Source organism: Corallococcus terminator, assembly GCF_003611635.1.
Classification (GTDB): domain Bacteria; phylum Myxococcota; class Myxococcia; order Myxococcales; family Myxococcaceae; genus Corallococcus; species Corallococcus terminator.
In genome coordinates this window covers 1-17,964 of sequence record NZ_RAVZ01000200.1, presented here as the reverse complement: position 1 = coordinate 17,964, position 17,964 = coordinate 1, and the positions used below count along the sequence as shown (strand labels likewise).

Below are 17,964 nucleotides of genomic sequence, written 5' to 3'. Positions count from 1 at the left end.
TCCAAGGACCTGGGCCGCTGGCATGCACCCTGCACACATCCGCGCCGGGTGGGGGAGTCAGGGGCGCTGGGCCGGAGGTGGAAGATGAAGGGCGTTCAGGAACAGGGGCAGGCGCAGGCACAGGGCAAGCACTGGGATCCGGTGTGCGGCAGGCACCTGGAGGCCCCGGAGGGCCATCCGTCGTCGGAGTACAAGAAGCGCCGGTATTTCTTCTGCTCGGAGGGCTGCCGCACCGCCTTCGAGCGTCAGGCGGAGCGCTTCCGTCTCAATGAGCTGGCGCGGGCCGGCGCGCTGATGTCACCGGGCCGCGTGCGCTGGGGGCTTGCGTAGATGCTCGGCGGCGTCACGCCGCCTGACGCATGTCCTTGAGGCGAAGGGACAGCTTGCGCTGGCCCCGGAAGGTGTCGAAGCCGGCCTGGAAGGCCAGGTCCACCGGCCCCTCCACCATGGACACCCGGTCCGCCATGCCAAAACCGATGGCGTCCAGTTCTGGCGCATCCAGCAGCGCGAGCTTGAGGTGTCCGGCACCACTGACGCCGGACTTCGCGGGCAGCACGCGCGGGCGCGCCGTCTGGCCTCGCAGCACCAGCACCGGCTCCGGGTTGCCCTGACCGAAGGGCCCCAGCCGCTGGAGCGACTCCACCGCGGAAGCGTCCAGGTCGCTGGGGTTCACCACCGCGTCCACGCGGCAGCGGGGAATCAGGTCCTCGGGCGTCAGGCGCTGGAGGGCGATCTTCTCGAAGGCCGCGCGGAAGGCGGGCAGGTTGCCTGCGTCAATGGTGAGGCCGGCGGCGTGCTTGTGGCCGCCGTAGCGCGCGAGCAGGTCCGAACAGCCGGTGAGCGCGTCGTACAGGTGGAACGCCTCGATGCTGCGGGCTGAACCCTTCCCCACCCCGTCCTTCACGCCCACCATCACCGTGGGCCGGTGGTAGCGCTCCACCACGCGCGACGCGACGATGCCGATGACGCCCGGGTGCCAGCCCTCGTCGTAGAGCACGAACCCGCGCGCGTCCTTGTGCTCCTCCGCCTGCGCCAGCGCCTGCGTGAGGATGCTGCTCTCGATGCCCTGGCGCTCCGCGTTCGCGCGGTCCAACACCTGCGCCAGCGAGCGCGCCGTCTCCAGGGAGTCCGCGCACAGCAACTGGAGGCCCAGCGACGCGTCGTGCAACCGGCCCGCGGCGTTGATGCGAGGCCCCAGGCGGAAGCCCACCTGCCCCGCGGTGACGGTGGCGTCCGGCTCCAGCCCGGCCACCTCCTTCAGCGCGCGGATGCCGGGGCGGCGGCCCTGGGACAGTTCCTGGAGGCCATGCGCCACGAGGATGCGGTTGGCGCCGGTGAGCGGCACCACATCCGCCACGGTGGCCAGCGCCACCAGGTCCATCAAAGCCTTGAGGTTGGGCTCCTTGCGCGTGGCGAAGAAGCCGTCATCGCGCAGGCGCTTGCGCAGGCCCATGCAGAGGTTGAAGGCCACGCCCGCCGCGCACAGCACCTTCGTGGGGTACTCGCAGCCGGGTTGGTGCGGGTTGAGCACGGCCACCGCGGGGGGCAGCGTGGGCGGCACGGTGTGGTGGTCCACCACGACGACATCCAGGCCCATCTCCCGCGCGCGGGCGATCTCCGCCACGGACGTGATGCCGCAATCCAGCGTCACCAGCAGGCGCGTGCCGTCCTGCGCGATGCGCTCCACCGCGCCCAGGTTGAGGCCGTAGCCCTCGTCCAGCCGGTGCGGGATGTACGTGGCGGGGGCCGGACCCAGCTCCTTGAGGAACAGGTACATGAGCGACGTGGAGCTGACGCCGTCCACGTCGTAGTCCCCGTAGAGCGTCACCTTCTCCTTGTTGCGCAGCGCGCGGAGGATGCGCTCCACCGCGCCCGTCATGCCCTTCATCCGGAACGGGTCCGGCAGGTCCGCCAGGCGGTCCGACAGGAACGCCGATGCGGCCTCCGGCGTGCGGTAGCCGCGATGCAGCAACACCCTCGCCGCCAACGGGTGCAGCGAGAGCTCTCCCGCCAGCAACCCGACCTCCTGCTCAACGACGTCTGGAAGCAACCACCGCATGGTGAAGGACAGTACCTCAGACGTCCGACCATGGCAGGCCAACCCGTCCTCCCACCTCTCCCTCCTGCACGGTTGTTCAGACGTGCGCTCGGTTGGCTTCCTGCTTCCAACCTGCACGGCATGTACGCGGTGCCCAGCTTGAAAGCACACCACCGGACACAGCGAGGTTGCGCATGCTTCGACAAACCCTCCAGGGCGGCGCCCTGCTCATCACCGTGCTGTGCGCGGGCAGCGCGCTCGCGGCGGAGAAGAAGCAGGGGGATGTGAACGTGTTCCTGCGCGGCGGCGTGGGCGACTACACGGGCGACCTGGGAGACCTGTCCAGCACGGGCCCCCAGTGGGGCCTGACGCTCAACGTGCAGCCCACCACCTTCCTGGGGCTGGAGGTCGGCTACGAGGGCTCCCAGAACAAGGTGAGCGACACGCGCCTCTTCGACGGACCGTCGCTCGTGCGCAACGGCGGCAGCGCACTCATCAAGGTGTCTCCGCCCTTCCTCACCGCGGTGCGCCCCTTCGCGGGCGTGGGCCTGGGCCTGTCCTACGTGGACGTGCGCGGCGCGGGCGCGGGGCTCTACGACTCGGACCTGATGGAGGAGGTACCCCTGGCGGTGGGCCTGGAGTTCAACACCGGGGGCCTCACCGCCGGCGTGCGCGGCACGTACCGCGTCCTCATCGACCAGGACTTCGCGGACGTCGCGTCCAACGACAACGGCGGCGGGCTGATGGACGCGTCGCTCACGCTGGGCGCGCGCTTCTAGCGTCAAAAGCGAAGGGCCCTGCCTTCCACGAAGGAAGCAGGGCCCTCTCTACATCCAGGCTACGGAAGGACGGCTCAGGCCGCCTTCGGCTCCTGCTTGGAGCCTTCGTGCGGCTCACGGTGCGCCGCGCGCTCGTCCAGCCAGATGACGACCGGGCTGGCGATGTACACGGACGAGTACGTGCCCACGAGGATGCCCACCAGCATGGCCATGGCGAAGTCGAAGATTTCGCCCACGCCGAAGATGAGCAGACCGATGAGCGACAGCGCCGTCACGCCGGAGGTGAGGATGGTGCGGCCCAGCGTGTCGTTGACGGCGATGTTGATGATCTCCGGCAGCGCCTTGCCCTTGTACTTCACCATGTCTTCACGGATGCGGTCGTAGATGACGATGGTGTCGTTCACCGAGTAGCCCACGATGGTGAGCAGCGCGGCGATGGACGTGAGGTTGAACTCCCGCTGACTCACCAGGTAGTAGCCCGCGACCATGATGACGTCGTGGAGCATGGCGAGCAGCGCGCCCGGGCCGAACTTGAAGTCGAACCGGAACGCCACGTAGATGAGGATGGCGACCATGGAGTACACGAGCGCCATGACGCCGCGGTTGCGAAGCTGCTTGCCCACCTGCGGGCCCACGTAGTCCACGCGGCGCTGCTCGAAGTCGGGCTTCTCCATGCCGGCGCCCAGCGCGGCGAACACCTTGTCCGCCATGCCGCTCGCGACGACCTGGTAGTCGTAGCCGGTGCCGCCCTGGTTCGCGCCCAGGTCACGCACCTCCTGCACCCCGATGCCCGCGCCCTCGACGGCCTTCTTCACCGCCTCCGGAGACATGGGCTGCGCGGAGCGGAAGTTGACGATGCCGTTCGCCATGTCCGCGTACACGCTGCGCGTCTCGCCCAGGCCCTGGATGGCGGCCTTGACCTGCTCGGCGTTCTCCACGGTGAGCTGCGTGACGCCGCCCATGCGCAGGAGGAAGGAGTTCTCCTCGGCCGCGCCCACGCCCTGCACGCTGACGTCGTGCAGACCGCCCTTCTGCGCGCGCTCGCGTACCTGCTCCGCCGTGGTGGGCGTGTTGTACTTCAGCTCCACCACCGTGCCGCCGGCGAAGTCCACGCCGAAGTTGAACCCCACCGTGGCGATGCCCACGATGATGGCCAGGTTGATGATGGTGGAGATGAAGAGCGCCGGCTTGCGCTTGCTGATGAAGTCGAAGTTCGTCTTGTGCTTGAGAATCTGCATGGCGGGTTCCCGTGGCGGCTGCGCCGGTTAGACCGACACCGACTGCGCATTACGGCCGTGGACGAAGTAGGTCGTGATGACGCGCGTCACGACGATGGACGTGAACAGCGACGCCAGCAGACCCACGATGAGCGTGGTGGCGAAGCCGCGGACGGGCCCGGTTCCGGTGAAGAACAGGATGAAGCCCGCGATGAGCGTCGTCACGTGCGCGTCGAAGATGGTCCAGAAGGCGCGGTCATAGCCCTGGTCCACCGCCGCGCGCGCGGTCTTGCCGAGCGACAGCTCCTCGCGGATGCGCTCGTTGATGAGCACGTTCGCATCCACCGCGATGCCCAGCGTCAGCACGAAGCCCGCGATGCCCGGCAGGGTCAGCGTGGCGTTGAAGAACGCGAGCCCCGCCAGGATGAGCAGACCGTTGAGCAAGAGCGCCACGTCCGCGATGAGGCCGGACTTGCGGTAGTAGACGGCCATGAAGACGATGACGAGCGCCAGGCCCACCAGCGCGGCCAGGCTGCCCTTCTTGATGAGCTCGTCGCCCAGCGTCGCGCCGACCTGACGGATTTCGCCCACCGTCACCGGCGCGGGCAGCGCGCCCGCCTTGAGCACCAGCGCCAGCGTCTGCGCCTCGCCCAGCCACTCCTCGAAGCTGCGAGAGCCCGCGCGGCCCATGGTGATGCGCGCCCGGCCGCCGCCAATCTTCTCGTTGATGTTCGGGGCGGTGTGGACGTTGTCGTCCAGCACGATGGCCATGCGCCGGCCCACGCCCGCCTCGGTGAGCTTCTCGAACTCGCGAGCGCCCGCCGGGTCGAAGGCGATGTTCACCTCCGGCTCGTTCATCTGGCTGACGGACGCGTCCGCGCCGGACAGGCTCTCACCCGTGAGCGGCACGTTCTTGTCCACGAGGAAGCTGCGGTACGCGATGCAGTCGTTCTTCTTCACCGGGTTGGCCACGCACTGGGTCAGCACGTCGCGGCCTTCGGGCGCCTTGTCCTTCGCGTACGCCAGCAGCGCCTCGCGGTTGGGCGAGGACAACTGCGGGAAGCCTTCATCCTGCGCCAGGGTGATGTTGCTCTCCGCCGGCGGCGGGCTCTGGGTGAACATCTGCGCGAAGATTTGCGGGTTGGTGTCGTCCACCATCCGGAACTCCAACTGCGCGGTGGTGCCCACCAACTCCTTGGCCTGCTCCGGGTTGCTGCGGCCCGGCAGGGAGATCTGGATGGAGTCGGTGCCCAGCTTGCGCACGTCCACTTCCGCCACGCCCCACTTGTCGATGCGGCGGCGGATGACGAGCATCGCCTGGTCCACGGCCTCGTCACGGAAGCGGTTCACCTGGCCCTCGTCCGGCTTGAGCACCAGCGTGCCGCCGTTGCGAGACTCCAGGGTGAAGTCGGTGAAGGTGGCCAGCACCTCCTTCTGGATGGCGTCCATCGTCGCCGGATCCTTGGCCGTCAGCACGAGCTGCAGCCGCTCCGGATCCGTGTCCGCCGTCACTTCGCCCAGCTTCTTGTCGTTGACGTAGGTCGCGATCTGCTGCCCGCGGCGCTCGGTGCGCTTCTGCAAGGCCGTCTTGGTGTCCACGCGCATGACCATGTGGATGCCGCCCTGCAGGTCCAGCCCCAGGTTGAGGCGGTACTTGGCGGGAGGCGCCCACGCGGGCAGCCGCTTCTCCAGCACGGCGATGTTGTTGCGCTCGGCGCGATCCAACACCACCAGCGAGTAGTACGTGGGGACGAGGAACCAGAGCGTTCCCAGCGTCACCGCGACAATCATTCCGAACTTCCAATACCAGCCGCGGTCCATTTACTTGTCCTCCTTCTTCTCGGTGGAGGTCGCCGTCGGGGCCGCAGCCACCGGAACGGTTCCCTTCGCACTCACAGCCGTCTTCAGCACGCGCACGCGCACGCCGCTGGCGATTTCCACGGTCACGGTGCTGTCATCCACCTGGTGGATGCGCCCGAGGATGCCGCCAGACGTCACGACGTCATCCCCCTTCTTCAGCCCCGCCAGCAGCGCGCGGTGCTCCTTGAGCTGCTTCTGCTGGGGGCGGATCATCACGAAGTACATGATGGCCACCAGCACGGCGAGGAAGCCGAAGGTCCCCAGGGGAGAACCGGCCCCGGCCTGCGCGAGAATCAGGAAACTGTCAGCCACTCACTGCCTCGTGGTTTGAAGGGAGGATTCGGAAGAAATCCGTGTGTGCCCCGTCCCCGGCGTACGGGTGGGGGCAAAACATCCGAAAGGGTGGCCTCTTAGCAAGGGCGCCCCATGTGAGCAAGTGAACGCCGGAAGCACGGCAATCCCGTTGGTCGCTCACCGACCACGGGTCCGCTCGGCCTCCTGGGCGTGGGCACGGGCCCGGAAGTCCTTCGCGAACGAAGCGAACCGGTTCTCGGTGATGGCACGGCGTACATCGGCCATCAGGGTGAGGAAGTAGTGCAGGTTGTGCAGCGTGTTGAGGCGCATGGCGAGGATTTCCCCCGCCGCGAACAGGTGGCGCAGGTAGGCCCGGCTGAAGGTCCGGCAGGTGTAGCAGGAGCACGCCGGGTCCACCGGCCGGGGGTCCCTGGCATAGGCGGCGTTGCGGATGACGAGCTTGCCCTCGGACGTGAAGAGCAGGCCGTTCCGGGCGCACCGGGTGGGCAGCACGCAGTCGAACATGTCCACGCCCTGCTCCACGCACGTCACCAGGTCCAGCGGCGTCCCCACGCCCATCAGGTAGCGGGGCTTCTCGCGGGGGAGCAGCGGCGCGGAGTACGCCACGCCCGCGTGCATCGCCTCGGGGGCCTCGCCCACGGAGTAGCCGCCCAGCGCGTACCCGGGCAGGTCCACCGCGCAGATCTCCTCCGCGTGGCGCTTGCGCAGGTCCTCGTGCAGGCCGCCCTGGACGATGCCGAAGAGCGACGAGCGCTCGCGGCTCCAGGCCTTCACGCACCGGTGCAGCCAGCGCGTGGTGCGGGCCAGGGACTTCTCCAGGTAGGGGCGGTCCTCGGTGGACGGGGGGCACTCGTCGAACGCCATGATGATGTCCGCGCCCAGGGTCTCCTGGATGGAGATGGAGCGCTCCGGCGACAGCGAGTGGCGCGAGCCGTCCAGGTGCGACTGGAACGCGGCGCCCTCCTCGGTGATCTTCCGCTTCTCCGACAGGCTGAACACCTGGAAGCCGCCGCTGTCGGTGAGCATGGGCCGGTTCCAGGAAATGAAGCGGTGCAGGCCTCCCATCTCCTGGATGAGCGGCTCTCCGGGGCGGAGCATCAGGTGGTAGGTGTTGCCCAGGATGATCTGCGCATCCAGGTTGACGAGGTCGTCGGGGCCCACACCCTTGACGCTGCCCACGGTGCCCACGGGCATGAAGATGGGCGTCTCGATGGGGCCGTGGGGCGTGTGCAGCCGCCCGCGGCGGGCCTTGGTGCCGGTGTCCTCGTGCAACAGCTCGAAGCGCACCAGCCCCGGGGGCACGCGGGTATCGCCCTTTTCCTTGCGCTGCTCGTCGACCACGGCACTCACTCCTTCACCAACATGGCATCGCCGTAACTGAAGAACCGGTAGCCCGCGCGCACGGCCTCCTGGTACGCGGCGAGCGTGCGCTCACGGCCCAGGAGCGCGCTCACCAGCATCACCAGCGTGGAGCGCGGGAGGTGGAAGTTCGTGAGGAGCACGTCCACCTGGCGGAAGACATAGCCGGGACGGATGAACATCGCCGTCTCGCCGGGCCCGGAGCGCAGCCGGCCCGTCTGGGGGTCGGTGGCGGACTCCAGGGTGCGCACCACGGTGGTGCCCACGGCGACCACGCGGCGTCCCTCCGCCTTCGCGGCGTTCACGGCGGCGGCGGTGGCCTCCGGCACGGTGAAGCGCTCCGGGTGCATGTGGTGCTTGTCCAGCACCTCCTCGCGCACGGGAAGGAAGGTGCCGGGCCCCACGTCGAGCGTCACCTCCACGCGCGAGATGCCCCGCGCCGCGAGGCTCGCGAACACGGCGTCGGTGAAGTGCAGGCCGGCGGTGGGCGCGGCCACGGCGCCGGAAGCGCGCGCGTAGACGGTCTGGTAGCGCTCGGCGTCGGCGGCTTCCGGCTCCCGCGTGATGTAGGGCGGCAGGGGCAGCCGGCCGGCGGCGTCCAGGAGCGACGCCAGGGAGGCGCCCGGAACGGCGTGGAAGCGCACCCGGTACTCCCCTCCCCCCAGGGCCTCCAGGACCTCGGCGGACAGGCCTCCGGCGAAGGTGAGGGACTGGCCGGGCTTGAGGCCCTTGGACGCCTGTCCCAGGCAGACCCATTCGAGCGATTCAGGAGCCCCGCCCAGCGCGGCGGAGGTCAGCGTGGAGGTGGCGGCGGGCCGGACCACCAGGAGCTCGACGCGGCCGCCGGTGCCGGACTTCTGGCCCAGCAGGCGTGCGGGGATGACGCGCGCGTCGTTGAGGACGAGCAGGTCGCCGTCGCGCAGCAGGTCCCCGAGGTCGGTGAAGCGCTGGTGGCTCCACGCGCCGGTGGCACGGCTGACGACCATCAGGCGCGAAGCGTCCCGGTGGGGCAGCGGCGCCTGGGCGATCTGCGCCTCGGGCAGTTCGAAATCGTAGTCGGAGAGGAGGGACGACACGGGGGCAGCGCTTGTAGCAGTCCCCGCGCCCACGCGGAACCCTGAGGGGCGGACGGCGGGGGTCAGTAGAGCTGCTGGAACTCGGCGCCCGGGTAGTAGTGGGAGAGGATTTCCTGGTACCCCTTCCCCTTGTCGGCGAGCGCCTTGGCGCCCCACTGGCAGAGGCCCGCGCCATGGCCGAAGCCGCGCCCGGTGAAGACGTAGCCCTTGCTGGTGGCTTCCACGTCGAAGTCCAGGCTCTTGAGGCGCATGTAGCCCAGCTTGCGCCGGAACTGCACCCCATCCACGGAGGAGCCATCCGCGAGCGCCACCCGGGTCACCCGGTGCGTGGCGGTGCGGGCGGTGACGCGCATGCCCTCCGGAGACGACTTCAGGGCCTTGCGCAGCTCGCCTTCGGAGAGGGTCGCGGACCAACGACTGGCCGGAAGCTTGCCGCAGGGGCAGTCGACAGGCTTCAGGTACGGCAGGTTGCGCCCGAGCGCCTCCTGACCGGACTCGGTGCGGCCTCCGCACGTGGCGTGGAAGTACGCCTCGATGGGGGCCAGGTCGTACGTCAGCACCTCGCCGCGAGTGGCCTCGACCGCGGCGCGCGTCTTCGCATCCTCGCGATTGACGCCGCCGTACACCTGATGGAGCACGCTGCTGCCCATGTGGAAGGCGGCACCGTACGAATCCAGCTTCTTCTGCAGCGCATAGGTGCGCGCGGCGACGGCCTGGGCCTTGAGGGCCTCCAGCGGGAACGACACCGGCATCTCGCTGCCGAGCACCGCCGCCAGGTAGTCCTCCAGGGGGATGACGTTGATGAGCTGGAGGCTGTCTCGGAAGACGCGCACGACGACGTCGCCGCGCACCTGCGAACTGCCAGCCTTGAGGGGCTCGTTGCCGGGCCCGCCCGCGTCCAGGGACTCCAGGCCTCCGCGAAAGCGGATGGCATCGCCCACGACCGGAGCGCCGTTGACCTCCAGGCGTCCGCTGCGACGGCGCACGGTGGCCTGTCCCGCGCTGATGGCCACGAAGGCGCCGTCCTCGGCATCAGGTCCGAAGCCAAGGCCGCGACCGCTCACGCGGACCTCGTCTCCGGGGTCATCCATGGCAATGCGCATCGTCTCCACGGCGAACGCCCGCGACGAGGCGAGCAGGAGCAGCAGCAGTGCCACACGTTGCAACATGGTCGAACACTCTAGGGGCGTGGCGATCCGCCTCAAGAAATCGACCGAAGGACTGGGCACGCGGAGGCCACCAGGCCCCACCAAGGGTGCCGGGCAGGGGCACAGGCCGTCATTCGGGCTGCGTTGGAAGTGGGTGCATCCGCTCGACCCAACGAAGGACATAATGGACTCCGCGTGACTGCCTCCGTGCCAGAAGCCTCCCGCCTGTCCACCGAAGCCCTGGGCACGGCCCTGCGCGAGTTGGAGCCGCGCATGGCCGCCGTGTTGCTTCGCCGTCTCGTTGAGCGCCGCACGCTCGCGGAGTGCGCGAGTTGGTACGGGATCTCCAGTGACGCCTTCTCGGTGTTGCTGTTGCGCTCCGCCGTGGCGCTGGCCCGACATGCGGGACAGCCCGCGAGGGAACCGGACGGAGTGGAGGAAGCCGCCGCCTGGGAGCGCATGTTGGCCGCGGCCGTGGAGAAGGACACCGCCCCCGTGCCCGTGGCGCTGTCCCCGGTGGTCCAGGTGTGCAGACGCATGCATGAACTGGGGCCCGAAATGGAAACCGCGCTGGAGAAGGCCGCGCAGGCGGAAGCGGACTCACCCGGACGGGCCCGGGAAGAATGGCTGCGGAGGCTGGCCGTGGCCGCGCTCCTCGCCCTGACGGGCTGGCTGTACTGGACCCGGCCCCCCGAACCCGAACCCAGGCCCGAGCGACGCATGCGCTCCCCGGAGCGCCGCTGACCAGCACGCTACGGCACTCGGAACCAATGATAGGCCCGGACGAGGCTGGGAGCGGACATCCGCGCTTCCAAACCGCCGAGGCCCCTGCCCGCGCATCAGGAGGAACTAACGAGGCCTGAGACGGACGCCAGACATGCCCCGCACCGCCGAGGGCCCATTCCCATGCGTCGGGGTGACTGGACGCAGCCGGGAGCGGACGCATATGGGTAGGGCATGCGAGCAACCGGGTCGTGGCTGGCAATCCTCGTCGTGGGCATCGGGCTGGCGGGCTGCGCGAAGCACGTGGACACCCGGGTGGCCGGGGACGATGACGCGGCCATCGACGGGGCCACGGCGCGCCTGGAAGAGCTCCGGGCCCGAGAGCAGCAGGACGATCTGGACTGCACGGAGCAGTGCGACCTCTCCGCGAAGACCTGCGCCACGGCGGAGCAACTGTGCGGGCTGGTGGAGCGGAACCCCGACCGCGACGACCTGCCGCCGCGCTGCGCGAACGCACGCGAGCAGTGTGCGGGCGCGGGCGACGGCTGCGCGCGGTGCCAGGCCGGCTGACCCCCCGGGCGAGAGGGAACCGCCCACCGGGAGACGCTCGCCCATGCGTCCCCCGTGGCTCCATGCCTATGATGGGTCCGACTCAGGAGCCTCGACATGACCACCCGTCTTCCGCTGTTCCTCGCTGCCTCGTCGCTCCTGCTGGCGACGCCCGTCCTCGCGGAGGACGAAGGCCTGTCTCCCGAGAAGGTGGCGGCCATCCGCCGTGACGAAGCCGCCGCCCAGACGAAGGTGGATGCGTCCTACGGCAACCGGAAATCGTCGGAGATGAGCAACGCGGAGCGCGGCCAGGCCATCCGCGATCAGCAGGCGGAAGCCGCCAAGGTCATGGAGAAGCACGGCATCTCCGCGAAGGAGTACGCCGGCTACACGGCGAGGATGACGCCCGACGACAACGCGCGCGCCGCCAACGAGGCCAAGCGGCTCGAGGACAAGGCCAAGGCCGACAAGGAAGCCGAGGAGAAGAAGCGCGCCGCCGGCGACCAGGAGGTCCACATCCAGCAGGGCTTCAGCGACGCGGAGCCCGTGGAGCTGGAATCCGCGGAGGGAGCGGAGGTGTCCGTCGATGTCGACGGGAGCCTGGAGTCCGGACCGCCCGTGGACATCGCGAAGATGGTGGATGAAACCCCGGCCCCGACCGGCCGGAAGGCGTCGAAGTCGAACTCCCGTCGCGGCCGGTAGCACTCCGCCGCAGTCACGCGGCGAAGCCCTTCACGTCCCCCGCCTCCGAGCGAACGAAGCATCCGGGAAGCCCGGGCCGTCTCAGCGCCCCATTTCCCGGGAACGGGCCTGCCACACCTCATCGTACGGACAGGAGCAGTCGGTCTCCTCGGGTTCAGGGTAGGCGTACGTCTCGCCCTTGTAGTTGCGGAACAGGGTCTCCCGCTCCCCACGCTCGATGACGTAGTCGGGCTGGAGGGTGACCTTCCCGCCGCCCCCCGGAAGATCCACCGCGAGGTGCGGCACGGCGAGCCCGGTGGTGTGTCCGCGAAGCTGCTGGAGGATCTCCAGCCCCTTGGAGATGGGCGTGCGCAGGTGTTCGCACCCTTCGGCGACATCCATCTGGTGCAGGTAGTACGGCCGCACGCGGCTGCGCAGCAGCTTGTGGGACAGCTCCTTGATGATCCGCGCGTCCGAATTGAGCTGCCGCATCAGCACGGCCTGGTTCTCCACGGGCACGCCATGATCCACCAGCCGCTCACACGCCTCCCGCGCCTCCGGGGTCACTTCCTTCGGGTGGTTGAAGTGGGTGATGACGTAGACGGGCGCATACCGGCGAAGCAGCCGCGCGAGCGAATCCGTCACCCGCATGGGCAGCACCACCGGCACCCGCGTCCCGATGCGGATCATCTCCACATGCGGAATCTCGCTCAGCGGCGCGAGCAGCGACTCCAGCCGCTCCTCGCCCAGCAGGAACGGGTCTCCGCCGGAGATGAGCACGTCGCGGACTTCCGGGTGGTTGCGCACATACTCGATGCCCCGGCGCATCTGGTCCCTGGTGAGCTCCGCCTCCCCGCCCTTGGTGATGCGGCGCCGGGTGCAGTGGCGGCAGTAGACCGAGCACGTATCGATGGCCAGGAACAGCACCCGGTCCGGATACTTGTGGACGATGCACTCCTCCGGGCGCGTCTTGTCCTCGCCGAGCGGATCCTCCAGCTCACCGGGCCGCACGCGGGCCTCGGCCCGCACGGGGATGGACTGCATGCGCACCGGGCACGACGCGTGGTCGGGATCGATGAGCGACAGGTAGTAGGGACTGATGCCCACCCGGAACAGCGAGGACGTCTCCTGCACCCCGGCGCGCTCGTCGGGGGTCAGACGGACGTAGCGCTCCAACTGCTCCAGGTTTCGCACCGCATGTCGCTGCTGCCAGCGCCAGTCCGCCCATTCGGCATCGGTGGCGGAAGGAAACAAGCGGGCCCGTCCCTCGGCACTGACCGAGGGACGTGCGACCACGGGCGCGGACGCGACTGCGGAGGAATCCATCACGCGGCCTTCGGCTGCTCCCGCCACCACGCCTGACCGGACTCCGGCAGCGTGTCGATGGGATCGAAGTACTCGTACTTGCGATCAAGTGCCTCGGGGTCGTTCGCCTCGACACTCGTGCGGTAATTCTTGGTCCAGTAGGAGATGCCGCGCTCGCGGTCGTACTCCGCCACCTGGTGGATCCACCGCTTGCCCACGAACGGCACGTCACAGACGATGCGCGGCGTGGCGAAGCCCGGCATGTAGCCCATGATGTCGTGCTGGAGCTTCTGCGCCTGCGCCACCGACAGCCGCCAATGCTCGCTGTTGGGGATCATGTCGCACATGTAGAAGTAGTACGGCAGGATCTTCGCGTGGTCGAGCAGCGTGAAGCACAGGTCCAGCAGCGCCTTGGAGCTGTCGTTCACGCCCCGCAGCAGCACGCCCTGGTTGCGCACGTCGCGGAAGCCCATGTCGAGCAGCTTGCGCACCGCCTTGCCCACCAGCGGCGTGAGCTGCTGCGCGTGGTTGACGTGCGTGTGCAGCGCCAGGTCCACGCCGCGATCCACGGCCTTCTTCGCCAGCCGGTCCAGCCCCTGCAGGACGCTGTCCTGGAGGAAGTGCTGCGGCAGGGCCATCAGCCCCTTGCTGGCGAGCCGGATGTCCCGGATGTTCGGGATGTCCATCAGCGCGCTGACGAACGGCTCCAAAGCCTGGATGGGCAGGTTCGCAATGTCGCCGCCGGACACCACCACGTCGCGCACGGTGGGCGTGCGGCGCAGGTAGTCCAGCATGAGCTCGTAGCGCTCCTTCTGGCCTGTCGCGAACTTGTGCTTGGCCACCTGGGGCACGTCATTGCCCACCAGGTCCATTCGGGTGCAGTGGCCGCAGTACTGGGGACAGGTGGGCAGCATCTCCGCCAGCACCTTGGTCGGATAGCGGTGCGTCAGGCCCTCGACGACCCACATGTCCGCCTCGTGGAGGCTGTCACGGCTGGCGCGCGGGTGGTTGGCCCAGTCGGTGCGGCGGTCCGCGAGCGCCGGCAGCATGTACCGGCGGACGGGGTCCTGCCACAGGTCCTCCAGGTTCATGGTGTTGAGCATCTGGGGTGGGACGAGGATGGACATCGTCGCCCGCTCCTTCTGGTCCAGCTCCATGCTCATGGCCAGGTCGTCGGGCAGCAGCGCCCCGAGCGTCGCCTTCAGCTCCCGCAGGTTCTTCACGGTGTGCTTGCGCTGCCAGACGGAGCTCTCCCACTCCGCCTGCGTGACGTCCTTGAAGCCCGGGATGCGCCGCCAGTCGGGCTCCACGAACTCCTTGCGGAGCGGATAGGTGAACGGCTGCTGGGCAGGGCCAGCGTCGGGCTTGCCTCGGTTGGACGTCGTGCTCATGGACACATCACCTCAACGAATGGAGCGTCAGCGGCGAGGCGTCATAGCCCGCCCCCCAACATCCCTGCTCAACAATCGCAGAGGGCACAAGATGCCCTCTGGTCGGCCGTCTCCGTTCAGCTCACCGGGACGTTGATCAGCTTGGCGACGCCCCCCTCTTCGATGATGACGACCTGCGGCTTGGTCGACTTGCCGTTGAGCTTGAAGACGACCTTGCGCTTGCCCACGGGCAGGCTGAGTGGGTTGCCCAGCGGGACGGGACTGACCCGACCCGTGTTCTTCCCATCCACCCAGATTTGAGCGCCCGCCGGAGAGGTGCTGCAGGCGAACTTGCCCACCGCGTTGCTCGGCGCCGGCTTGGGAGGCTTCGGCGGTGTCGGCGTCGCGACGACAGGCGCGGGCTTGGGCGGCTTGGGCTTCGGCGGGGTGGGCGGCTCCGGGGTCGGCGTCGGCTCGGGCACGGCCTCCAGCGTGAAGGCGACCTTGACCTCGGCGTCACCGGAGGACTTGAACTCACCCGTGAAGGGTTTGAAGCCTTCACGCTTCGCCGTGAAGCTGTACGTCTTGCCAATCTCCAGGTCGGCAAGCTTCGCCCCTGGGACCTTCCCAAGGGACTTGCCCCCCACCACGATCTCCGCGCCGTCCTGGCCCTCGAACGAGGCCGTGAACGTCTTGGGAGCTGGAGGCTCCACAGGCTTGTCCGGGGGCGTCTCGGGAGGGGTCGGCGGAGGATTGTTCGCGACCACCGGGGGCGGCGTCACCGGAGGCGGCGTCGCGGGCGGCGGATCCTTGGGAGGCGTCGCGGTTTTGGCCTTCAGGACCAGGGGGACGACGGTCGCCTCCTGTCCCGCCACGACCTCGACCTGCTGCGCCGTGGGCAGGTAATCCGGAGCCGAGGCGCTGACCTGGTGCACGCCGGCGGAGAGTTCCACCACCTCGTTGGCCTTCACGGGCTGCCCGTCCACCAGGACCGTGGCACCGATGGGCCTCACGACGAAGTTGACGTACCCCGTGGAGGAGCCACGCACCGCGAACACCAGCCCACCGATGAGGAGCAGGGCCACCGCCGCGGCCGCGCCGATGATGGCGGGCTTGGGAATCGGCTTCTTCTGTCCAGCCGCCTGAGGCTTCGGTTTTGCGGGCTTGGCTGCGGCCTTGACGGGAGGAGCCGCCTTGGCGCCGCCCTTCGGGGCCTTCTGGGGGATGGTGGCCGGTCCATCCTCGTCGTCGTAGCGCGGATCGTCGGAGTCTTGCGCCCCGTTGTCGTAGTCGTCCTGGCCCTCACCACCGTAATCGTCCGCCGGGTCGTCGTAGGCATCGTCCGCCTCAGCGGCCTGCGCCTGTGGACGCAGCCCGTTGTGGCGCGAGCCCACCGGAACGGTGATGTTGCCCGTGGTCTCCTCTTCCTCCGGGTCCAGCACGGGCGCGGCGGATCCACCACGTCCCCGAGACGGAGGCGCGGTCGGAGCCGGACCGATCATCGTGGCGCCGCCATAGGCCTCGCCCCCCTCGTCACCGATGATGACCTGGGACTTGGGGCCACTCTTGTTCTTGCCGCGGGGCCCGTCTTCCCGCCCGAAGGGAGAAGCGCTGGTGTGATGTCCGGCCCGGTCGATGGGGTTCTCCGACCGACCCGTGATGCTGTCGTCCACCACCACGCTGCTGTCCGCGATCCGGGTCTCGGGAGGCCGGAGCGTGTGCGTCGAATCGACGATCTGCGTCTTGTCGGCGGCGCCATCCATCTCCGCCAGTTCCTCGGCGGAGGGCGGAGGAATGTAGCCAGGCGCGGGCTGCGCCGGCGCTGTCGAAGCGCGCCCCGCGGGAGACCCGGGCGCCGGAGAGCGCTTCTGCGAGGTCGGACGGGCCGCAGGAGGAGGAGGAACCGTCACGCCAGAGTGTTCAATCTGGTCCGGACGTTCGACGGAGGCATAGCGCTCCATCTTCTCCGCCTCACGCAGCATGTCCTCGGCGAAGACCTCCTTCATGAAGGTGGACAGGTGCTTCGACGAATAGATGGCGTCCCCCGCGAGGAGGAAACGCATCAGATCTTCCTGGAGGTCCGACGCCCACTGGTAGCGATCCTCGGGCTCACGCGCGAGCGCCTTGAGGACGACCTTCTCCAGCCCCGCGGAGATGTTCGGATTGAACTCGCGAGGCAGCGGGATGTCCGCGTTGCGCACCTTCTCCAGCGTGGAGAAGTCCGACTCGCCCACGAAGAGCTTCTCGCCCGTGAGCATTTCGTACAGCAGCACGCCGACGGCGAAGATGTCGCTGCGCCGGTCGATGGGCATGCCCCGGACCTGCTCCGGGCTCATGTAGCCGAACTTCCCCTTGAGGATGCCGGCCTGCGTCTTCTGAGAACGGTTGGCGGCCTTGGCGATGCCAAAGTCGATGATCTTCGTCTCTCCCTCGTAGGACACGAGGATGTTCTGGGGAGAGACGTCGCGGTGGATGATGCCCAGGTCCTGTCCACGCGCGTCCTTCTTGCGGTGGGCATAGTCCAGGCCCTCACACATCTTGGAGACGATGAACACCGCCTGTGCGGTGGGCATGATCTCCTTGCGGCGACGGTAGCGCTCCAGGAGCGTGCGCACATCGCGGCCGGCCACGTACTCCATGGCGATGAAGTACGTGTCCTCGTGCTTTCCGAGCTCATGGATGTGGACGATGTTGGCGTGGTTCAGCTGAACGCTGATCCGCGCCTCATCGATGAACATCGTGATGAACTCGTCATCCTCGGCCATTGTCGGGAGGATCTTCTTGATGGCCAGGATGCGCTCAAAGCCCTCGACGCCAAAGGCCTTCGCAATGAAGACCTCGGCCATTCCGCCGACGTTGACGCGCTCAAGGAGCAGGTACTTCCCAAAGAAGGTCGGCTTCTTCATCTCGCGGGGCTGCCCGGCGCCGGCGAGTACGGACCGCGGCAGGCGGTGCGCAGACCGGGGGGAGAAGAGACTCTAGATCCTGCGGCAACGGCGGTCAAACATCCACGATGACGCGATTCCCCAAGGAATCCGAGAACTTGGCGACCAAGCACTCCCAAAGCGACCCACCCCGCTTCCCAGGCGCTCCTGGGCGCCGCTGAACCGGGAGCGAAAGACCAGGCTCGCCACCCGAATACAGCCCGATTCAGGCCCGCCAAGGCGCTCCAAACGGGCGAATGACGCAGACCTGGAGGAGGGAAGCAGGAACGTCGCTCCTGCTCAGGAGCCCCGCTTGGGGCTGCCGATCACACCGGCCGACCTTCGCCACGAACAGGACGCCCCTGGTTGGGCGCGGCGCCGGAGGTCATGCACCCGCGTGTCGCGAGAAAGGACTCCACTCGGCGGCCGTTGTAGCAAACCGCAGGCAGCGCTCACCGGAGCGCCCGCAGCGCGCATGAGTGCAGACCAGGCGCAAGCCCGCAAAGACAAAAGCCCCTGGCGCCTTACGGCACCAGGGGCTCTTCAAAAAGAATCCGGCAGCGACCTACTCTCCCACGCGGTTTCCCGCGGAGTACCATCGGCTCTGGAGGGCTTAACTT

15 protein-coding genes and 1 rRNA gene are annotated in these 17,964 nt (G+C 68.5%); 5 read left to right on the top strand and 11 right to left on the bottom strand.

Features of this window, described 5'->3' with window-relative positions:
• The first annotated feature begins 84 nt into the window (after nucleotides 1-84).
• A complete protein-coding gene (locus D7V88_RS25730; RefSeq protein WP_120543276.1) occupies nucleotides 85-330 on the top strand; it encodes a YHS domain-containing protein in 246 nt (81 codons plus the stop codon).
• A gap of 13 nt (nucleotides 331-343) precedes the next feature.
• Here the strand turns inward: D7V88_RS25730 and recJ are convergent, their stop codons facing one another.
• Nucleotides 344-2,059 carry a single-stranded-DNA-specific exonuclease RecJ gene (recJ, locus tag D7V88_RS25725; protein WP_120543280.1) on the bottom strand — a complete coding sequence of 572 codons (1,716 nt, stop codon included), beginning with the start codon at nucleotides 2,057-2,059 and terminating at the stop codon, nucleotides 344-346.
• Between the two features lie 173 nt (nucleotides 2,060-2,232).
• On the opposite strand from recJ, the gene D7V88_RS25720 reads away from it, so the two are divergent.
• Entirely contained in the window at nucleotides 2,233-2,817 is a 585-nt protein-coding gene (locus D7V88_RS25720) for an outer membrane beta-barrel protein (protein ID WP_120543275.1), read from the top strand.
• A 74-nt stretch (nucleotides 2,818-2,891) separates the two neighbouring features.
• Here D7V88_RS25720 and secF read toward each other — a convergent pair whose 3' ends face one another.
• From secF to D7V88_RS25690, 6 genes are all read right to left on the bottom strand, one after another.
• On the bottom strand, nucleotides 2,892-4,055 hold the full coding sequence (gene secF / locus D7V88_RS25715) for a protein translocase subunit SecF (RefSeq protein ID WP_120543274.1): 1,164 nt from the start codon (nucleotides 4,053-4,055) through the stop codon (nucleotides 2,892-2,894).
• Nucleotides 4,056-4,082: 27 nt separating this feature from the next.
• On the bottom strand, nucleotides 4,083-5,855 hold the full coding sequence (secD, locus tag D7V88_RS25710) for a protein translocase subunit SecD (RefSeq protein WP_120543273.1): 1,773 nt from the start codon (nucleotides 5,853-5,855) through the stop codon (nucleotides 4,083-4,085).
• Nucleotides 5,856-6,206, bottom strand: coding sequence for a preprotein translocase subunit YajC (gene yajC / locus D7V88_RS25705; RefSeq protein WP_120543272.1), 351 nt, complete (start codon nucleotides 6,204-6,206; stop codon nucleotides 5,856-5,858).
• A gap of 159 nt (nucleotides 6,207-6,365) precedes the next feature.
• On the bottom strand, nucleotides 6,366-7,499 hold the full coding sequence (gene tgt, locus D7V88_RS25700; RefSeq protein WP_372241120.1) for a tRNA guanosine(34) transglycosylase Tgt: 1,134 nt from the start codon (nucleotides 7,497-7,499) through the stop codon (nucleotides 6,366-6,368).
• 56 nt (nucleotides 7,500-7,555) lie between these two features.
• Nucleotides 7,556-8,644 (bottom strand): tRNA preQ1(34) S-adenosylmethionine ribosyltransferase-isomerase QueA, encoded by a 1,089-nt coding sequence (queA, locus tag D7V88_RS25695; protein WP_120543270.1) that lies wholly within the window; start codon nucleotides 8,642-8,644, stop codon nucleotides 7,556-7,558.
• Nucleotides 8,645-8,706: 62 nt separating this feature from the next.
• The gene (locus D7V88_RS25690) at nucleotides 8,707-9,813 is read right to left on the bottom strand and encodes a SpoIID/LytB domain-containing protein (protein ID WP_120543269.1); all 1,107 of its coding nucleotides are present in this window, start codon (nucleotides 9,811-9,813) and stop codon (nucleotides 8,707-8,709) included.
• Nucleotides 9,814-9,987: 174 nt separating this feature from the next.
• On the opposite strand from D7V88_RS25690, the gene D7V88_RS25685 reads away from it, so the two are divergent.
• The 3 genes from D7V88_RS25685 to D7V88_RS25675 all read left to right on the top strand — a co-directional run bounded on the left by D7V88_RS25685 (nucleotide 9,988) and on the right by D7V88_RS25675 (nucleotide 11,766).
• Nucleotides 9,988-10,536 (top strand): hypothetical protein, encoded by a 549-nt coding sequence (locus D7V88_RS25685; RefSeq protein ID WP_120543268.1) that lies wholly within the window; start codon nucleotides 9,988-9,990, stop codon nucleotides 10,534-10,536.
• A 213-nt stretch (nucleotides 10,537-10,749) separates the two neighbouring features.
• Nucleotides 10,750-11,085 carry a hypothetical protein gene (locus D7V88_RS25680; protein ID WP_208726459.1) on the top strand — a complete coding sequence of 112 codons (336 nt, stop codon included), beginning with the start codon at nucleotides 10,750-10,752 and terminating at the stop codon, nucleotides 11,083-11,085.
• Between the two features lie 96 nt (nucleotides 11,086-11,181).
• On the top strand, nucleotides 11,182-11,766 hold the full coding sequence (locus D7V88_RS25675; RefSeq protein WP_244238392.1) for a hypothetical protein: 585 nt from the start codon (nucleotides 11,182-11,184) through the stop codon (nucleotides 11,764-11,766).
• Nucleotides 11,767-11,847: 81 nt separating this feature from the next.
• Here the strand turns inward: D7V88_RS25675 and D7V88_RS25670 are convergent, their stop codons facing one another.
• The 4 genes from D7V88_RS25670 to rrf all read right to left on the bottom strand — a co-directional run.
• Nucleotides 11,848-13,071, bottom strand: coding sequence for a KamA family radical SAM protein (locus tag D7V88_RS25670; RefSeq protein WP_120543278.1), 1,224 nt, complete (start codon nucleotides 13,069-13,071; stop codon nucleotides 11,848-11,850).
• Complete coding sequence (locus D7V88_RS25665) at nucleotides 13,071-14,441, bottom strand: KamA family radical SAM protein (RefSeq protein WP_120543277.1); 1,371 nt, start codon at nucleotides 14,439-14,441, stop codon at nucleotides 13,071-13,073. Before D7V88_RS25665 ends, D7V88_RS25670 begins: the two co-directional genes overlap by 1 nt.
• 116 nt (nucleotides 14,442-14,557) lie before the next feature.
• The gene (locus D7V88_RS25660; RefSeq protein WP_120543267.1) at nucleotides 14,558-17,326 is read right to left on the bottom strand and encodes a serine/threonine protein kinase; all 2,769 of its coding nucleotides are present in this window, start codon (nucleotides 17,324-17,326) and stop codon (nucleotides 14,558-14,560) included.
• Nucleotides 17,327-17,896: 570 nt separating this feature from the next.
• Nucleotides 17,897-17,964, bottom strand: a 5S ribosomal RNA gene (gene rrf / locus D7V88_RS45680); the annotation flags it as partial.

What these genes read in the sequence shown, in the direction of transcription:
- D7V88_RS25730 (WP_120543276.1), top strand. Translation starts at nt 85, where the DNA reads ATGAAGGGCGTTCAGGAACAGGGGCAGGCGCAGGCACAGGGCAAGCAC.
- recJ (WP_120543280.1), bottom strand. Translation starts at nt 2,059, where the DNA reads ATGCGGTGGTTGCTTCCAGACGTCGTTGAGCAGGAGGTCGGGTTGCTG.
- D7V88_RS25720 (WP_120543275.1), top strand. Translation starts at nt 2,233, where the DNA reads ATGCTTCGACAAACCCTCCAGGGCGGCGCCCTGCTCATCACCGTGCTG.
- secF (WP_120543274.1), bottom strand. Translation starts at nt 4,055, where the DNA reads ATGCAGATTCTCAAGCACAAGACGAACTTCGACTTCATCAGCAAGCGC.
- secD (WP_120543273.1), bottom strand. Translation starts at nt 5,855, where the DNA reads ATGGACCGCGGCTGGTATTGGAAGTTCGGAATGATTGTCGCGGTGACG.
- D7V88_RS25690 (WP_120543269.1), bottom strand. Translation starts at nt 9,813, where the DNA reads ATGTTGCAACGTGTGGCACTGCTGCTGCTCCTGCTCGCCTCGTCGCGG.
- D7V88_RS25680 (WP_208726459.1), top strand. Translation starts at nt 10,750, where the DNA reads ATGCGAGCAACCGGGTCGTGGCTGGCAATCCTCGTCGTGGGCATCGGG.
- D7V88_RS25675 (WP_244238392.1), top strand. Translation starts at nt 11,182, where the DNA reads ATGACCACCCGTCTTCCGCTGTTCCTCGCTGCCTCGTCGCTCCTGCTG.
- D7V88_RS25670 (WP_120543278.1), bottom strand. Translation starts at nt 13,071, where the DNA reads ATGGATTCCTCCGCAGTCGCGTCCGCGCCCGTGGTCGCACGTCCCTCG.
- D7V88_RS25665 (WP_120543277.1), bottom strand. Translation starts at nt 14,441, where the DNA reads ATGAGCACGACGTCCAACCGAGGCAAGCCCGACGCTGGCCCTGCCCAG.
- D7V88_RS25660 (WP_120543267.1), bottom strand. Translation starts at nt 17,326, where the DNA reads ATGAAGAAGCCGACCTTCTTTGGGAAGTACCTGCTCCTTGAGCGCGTC.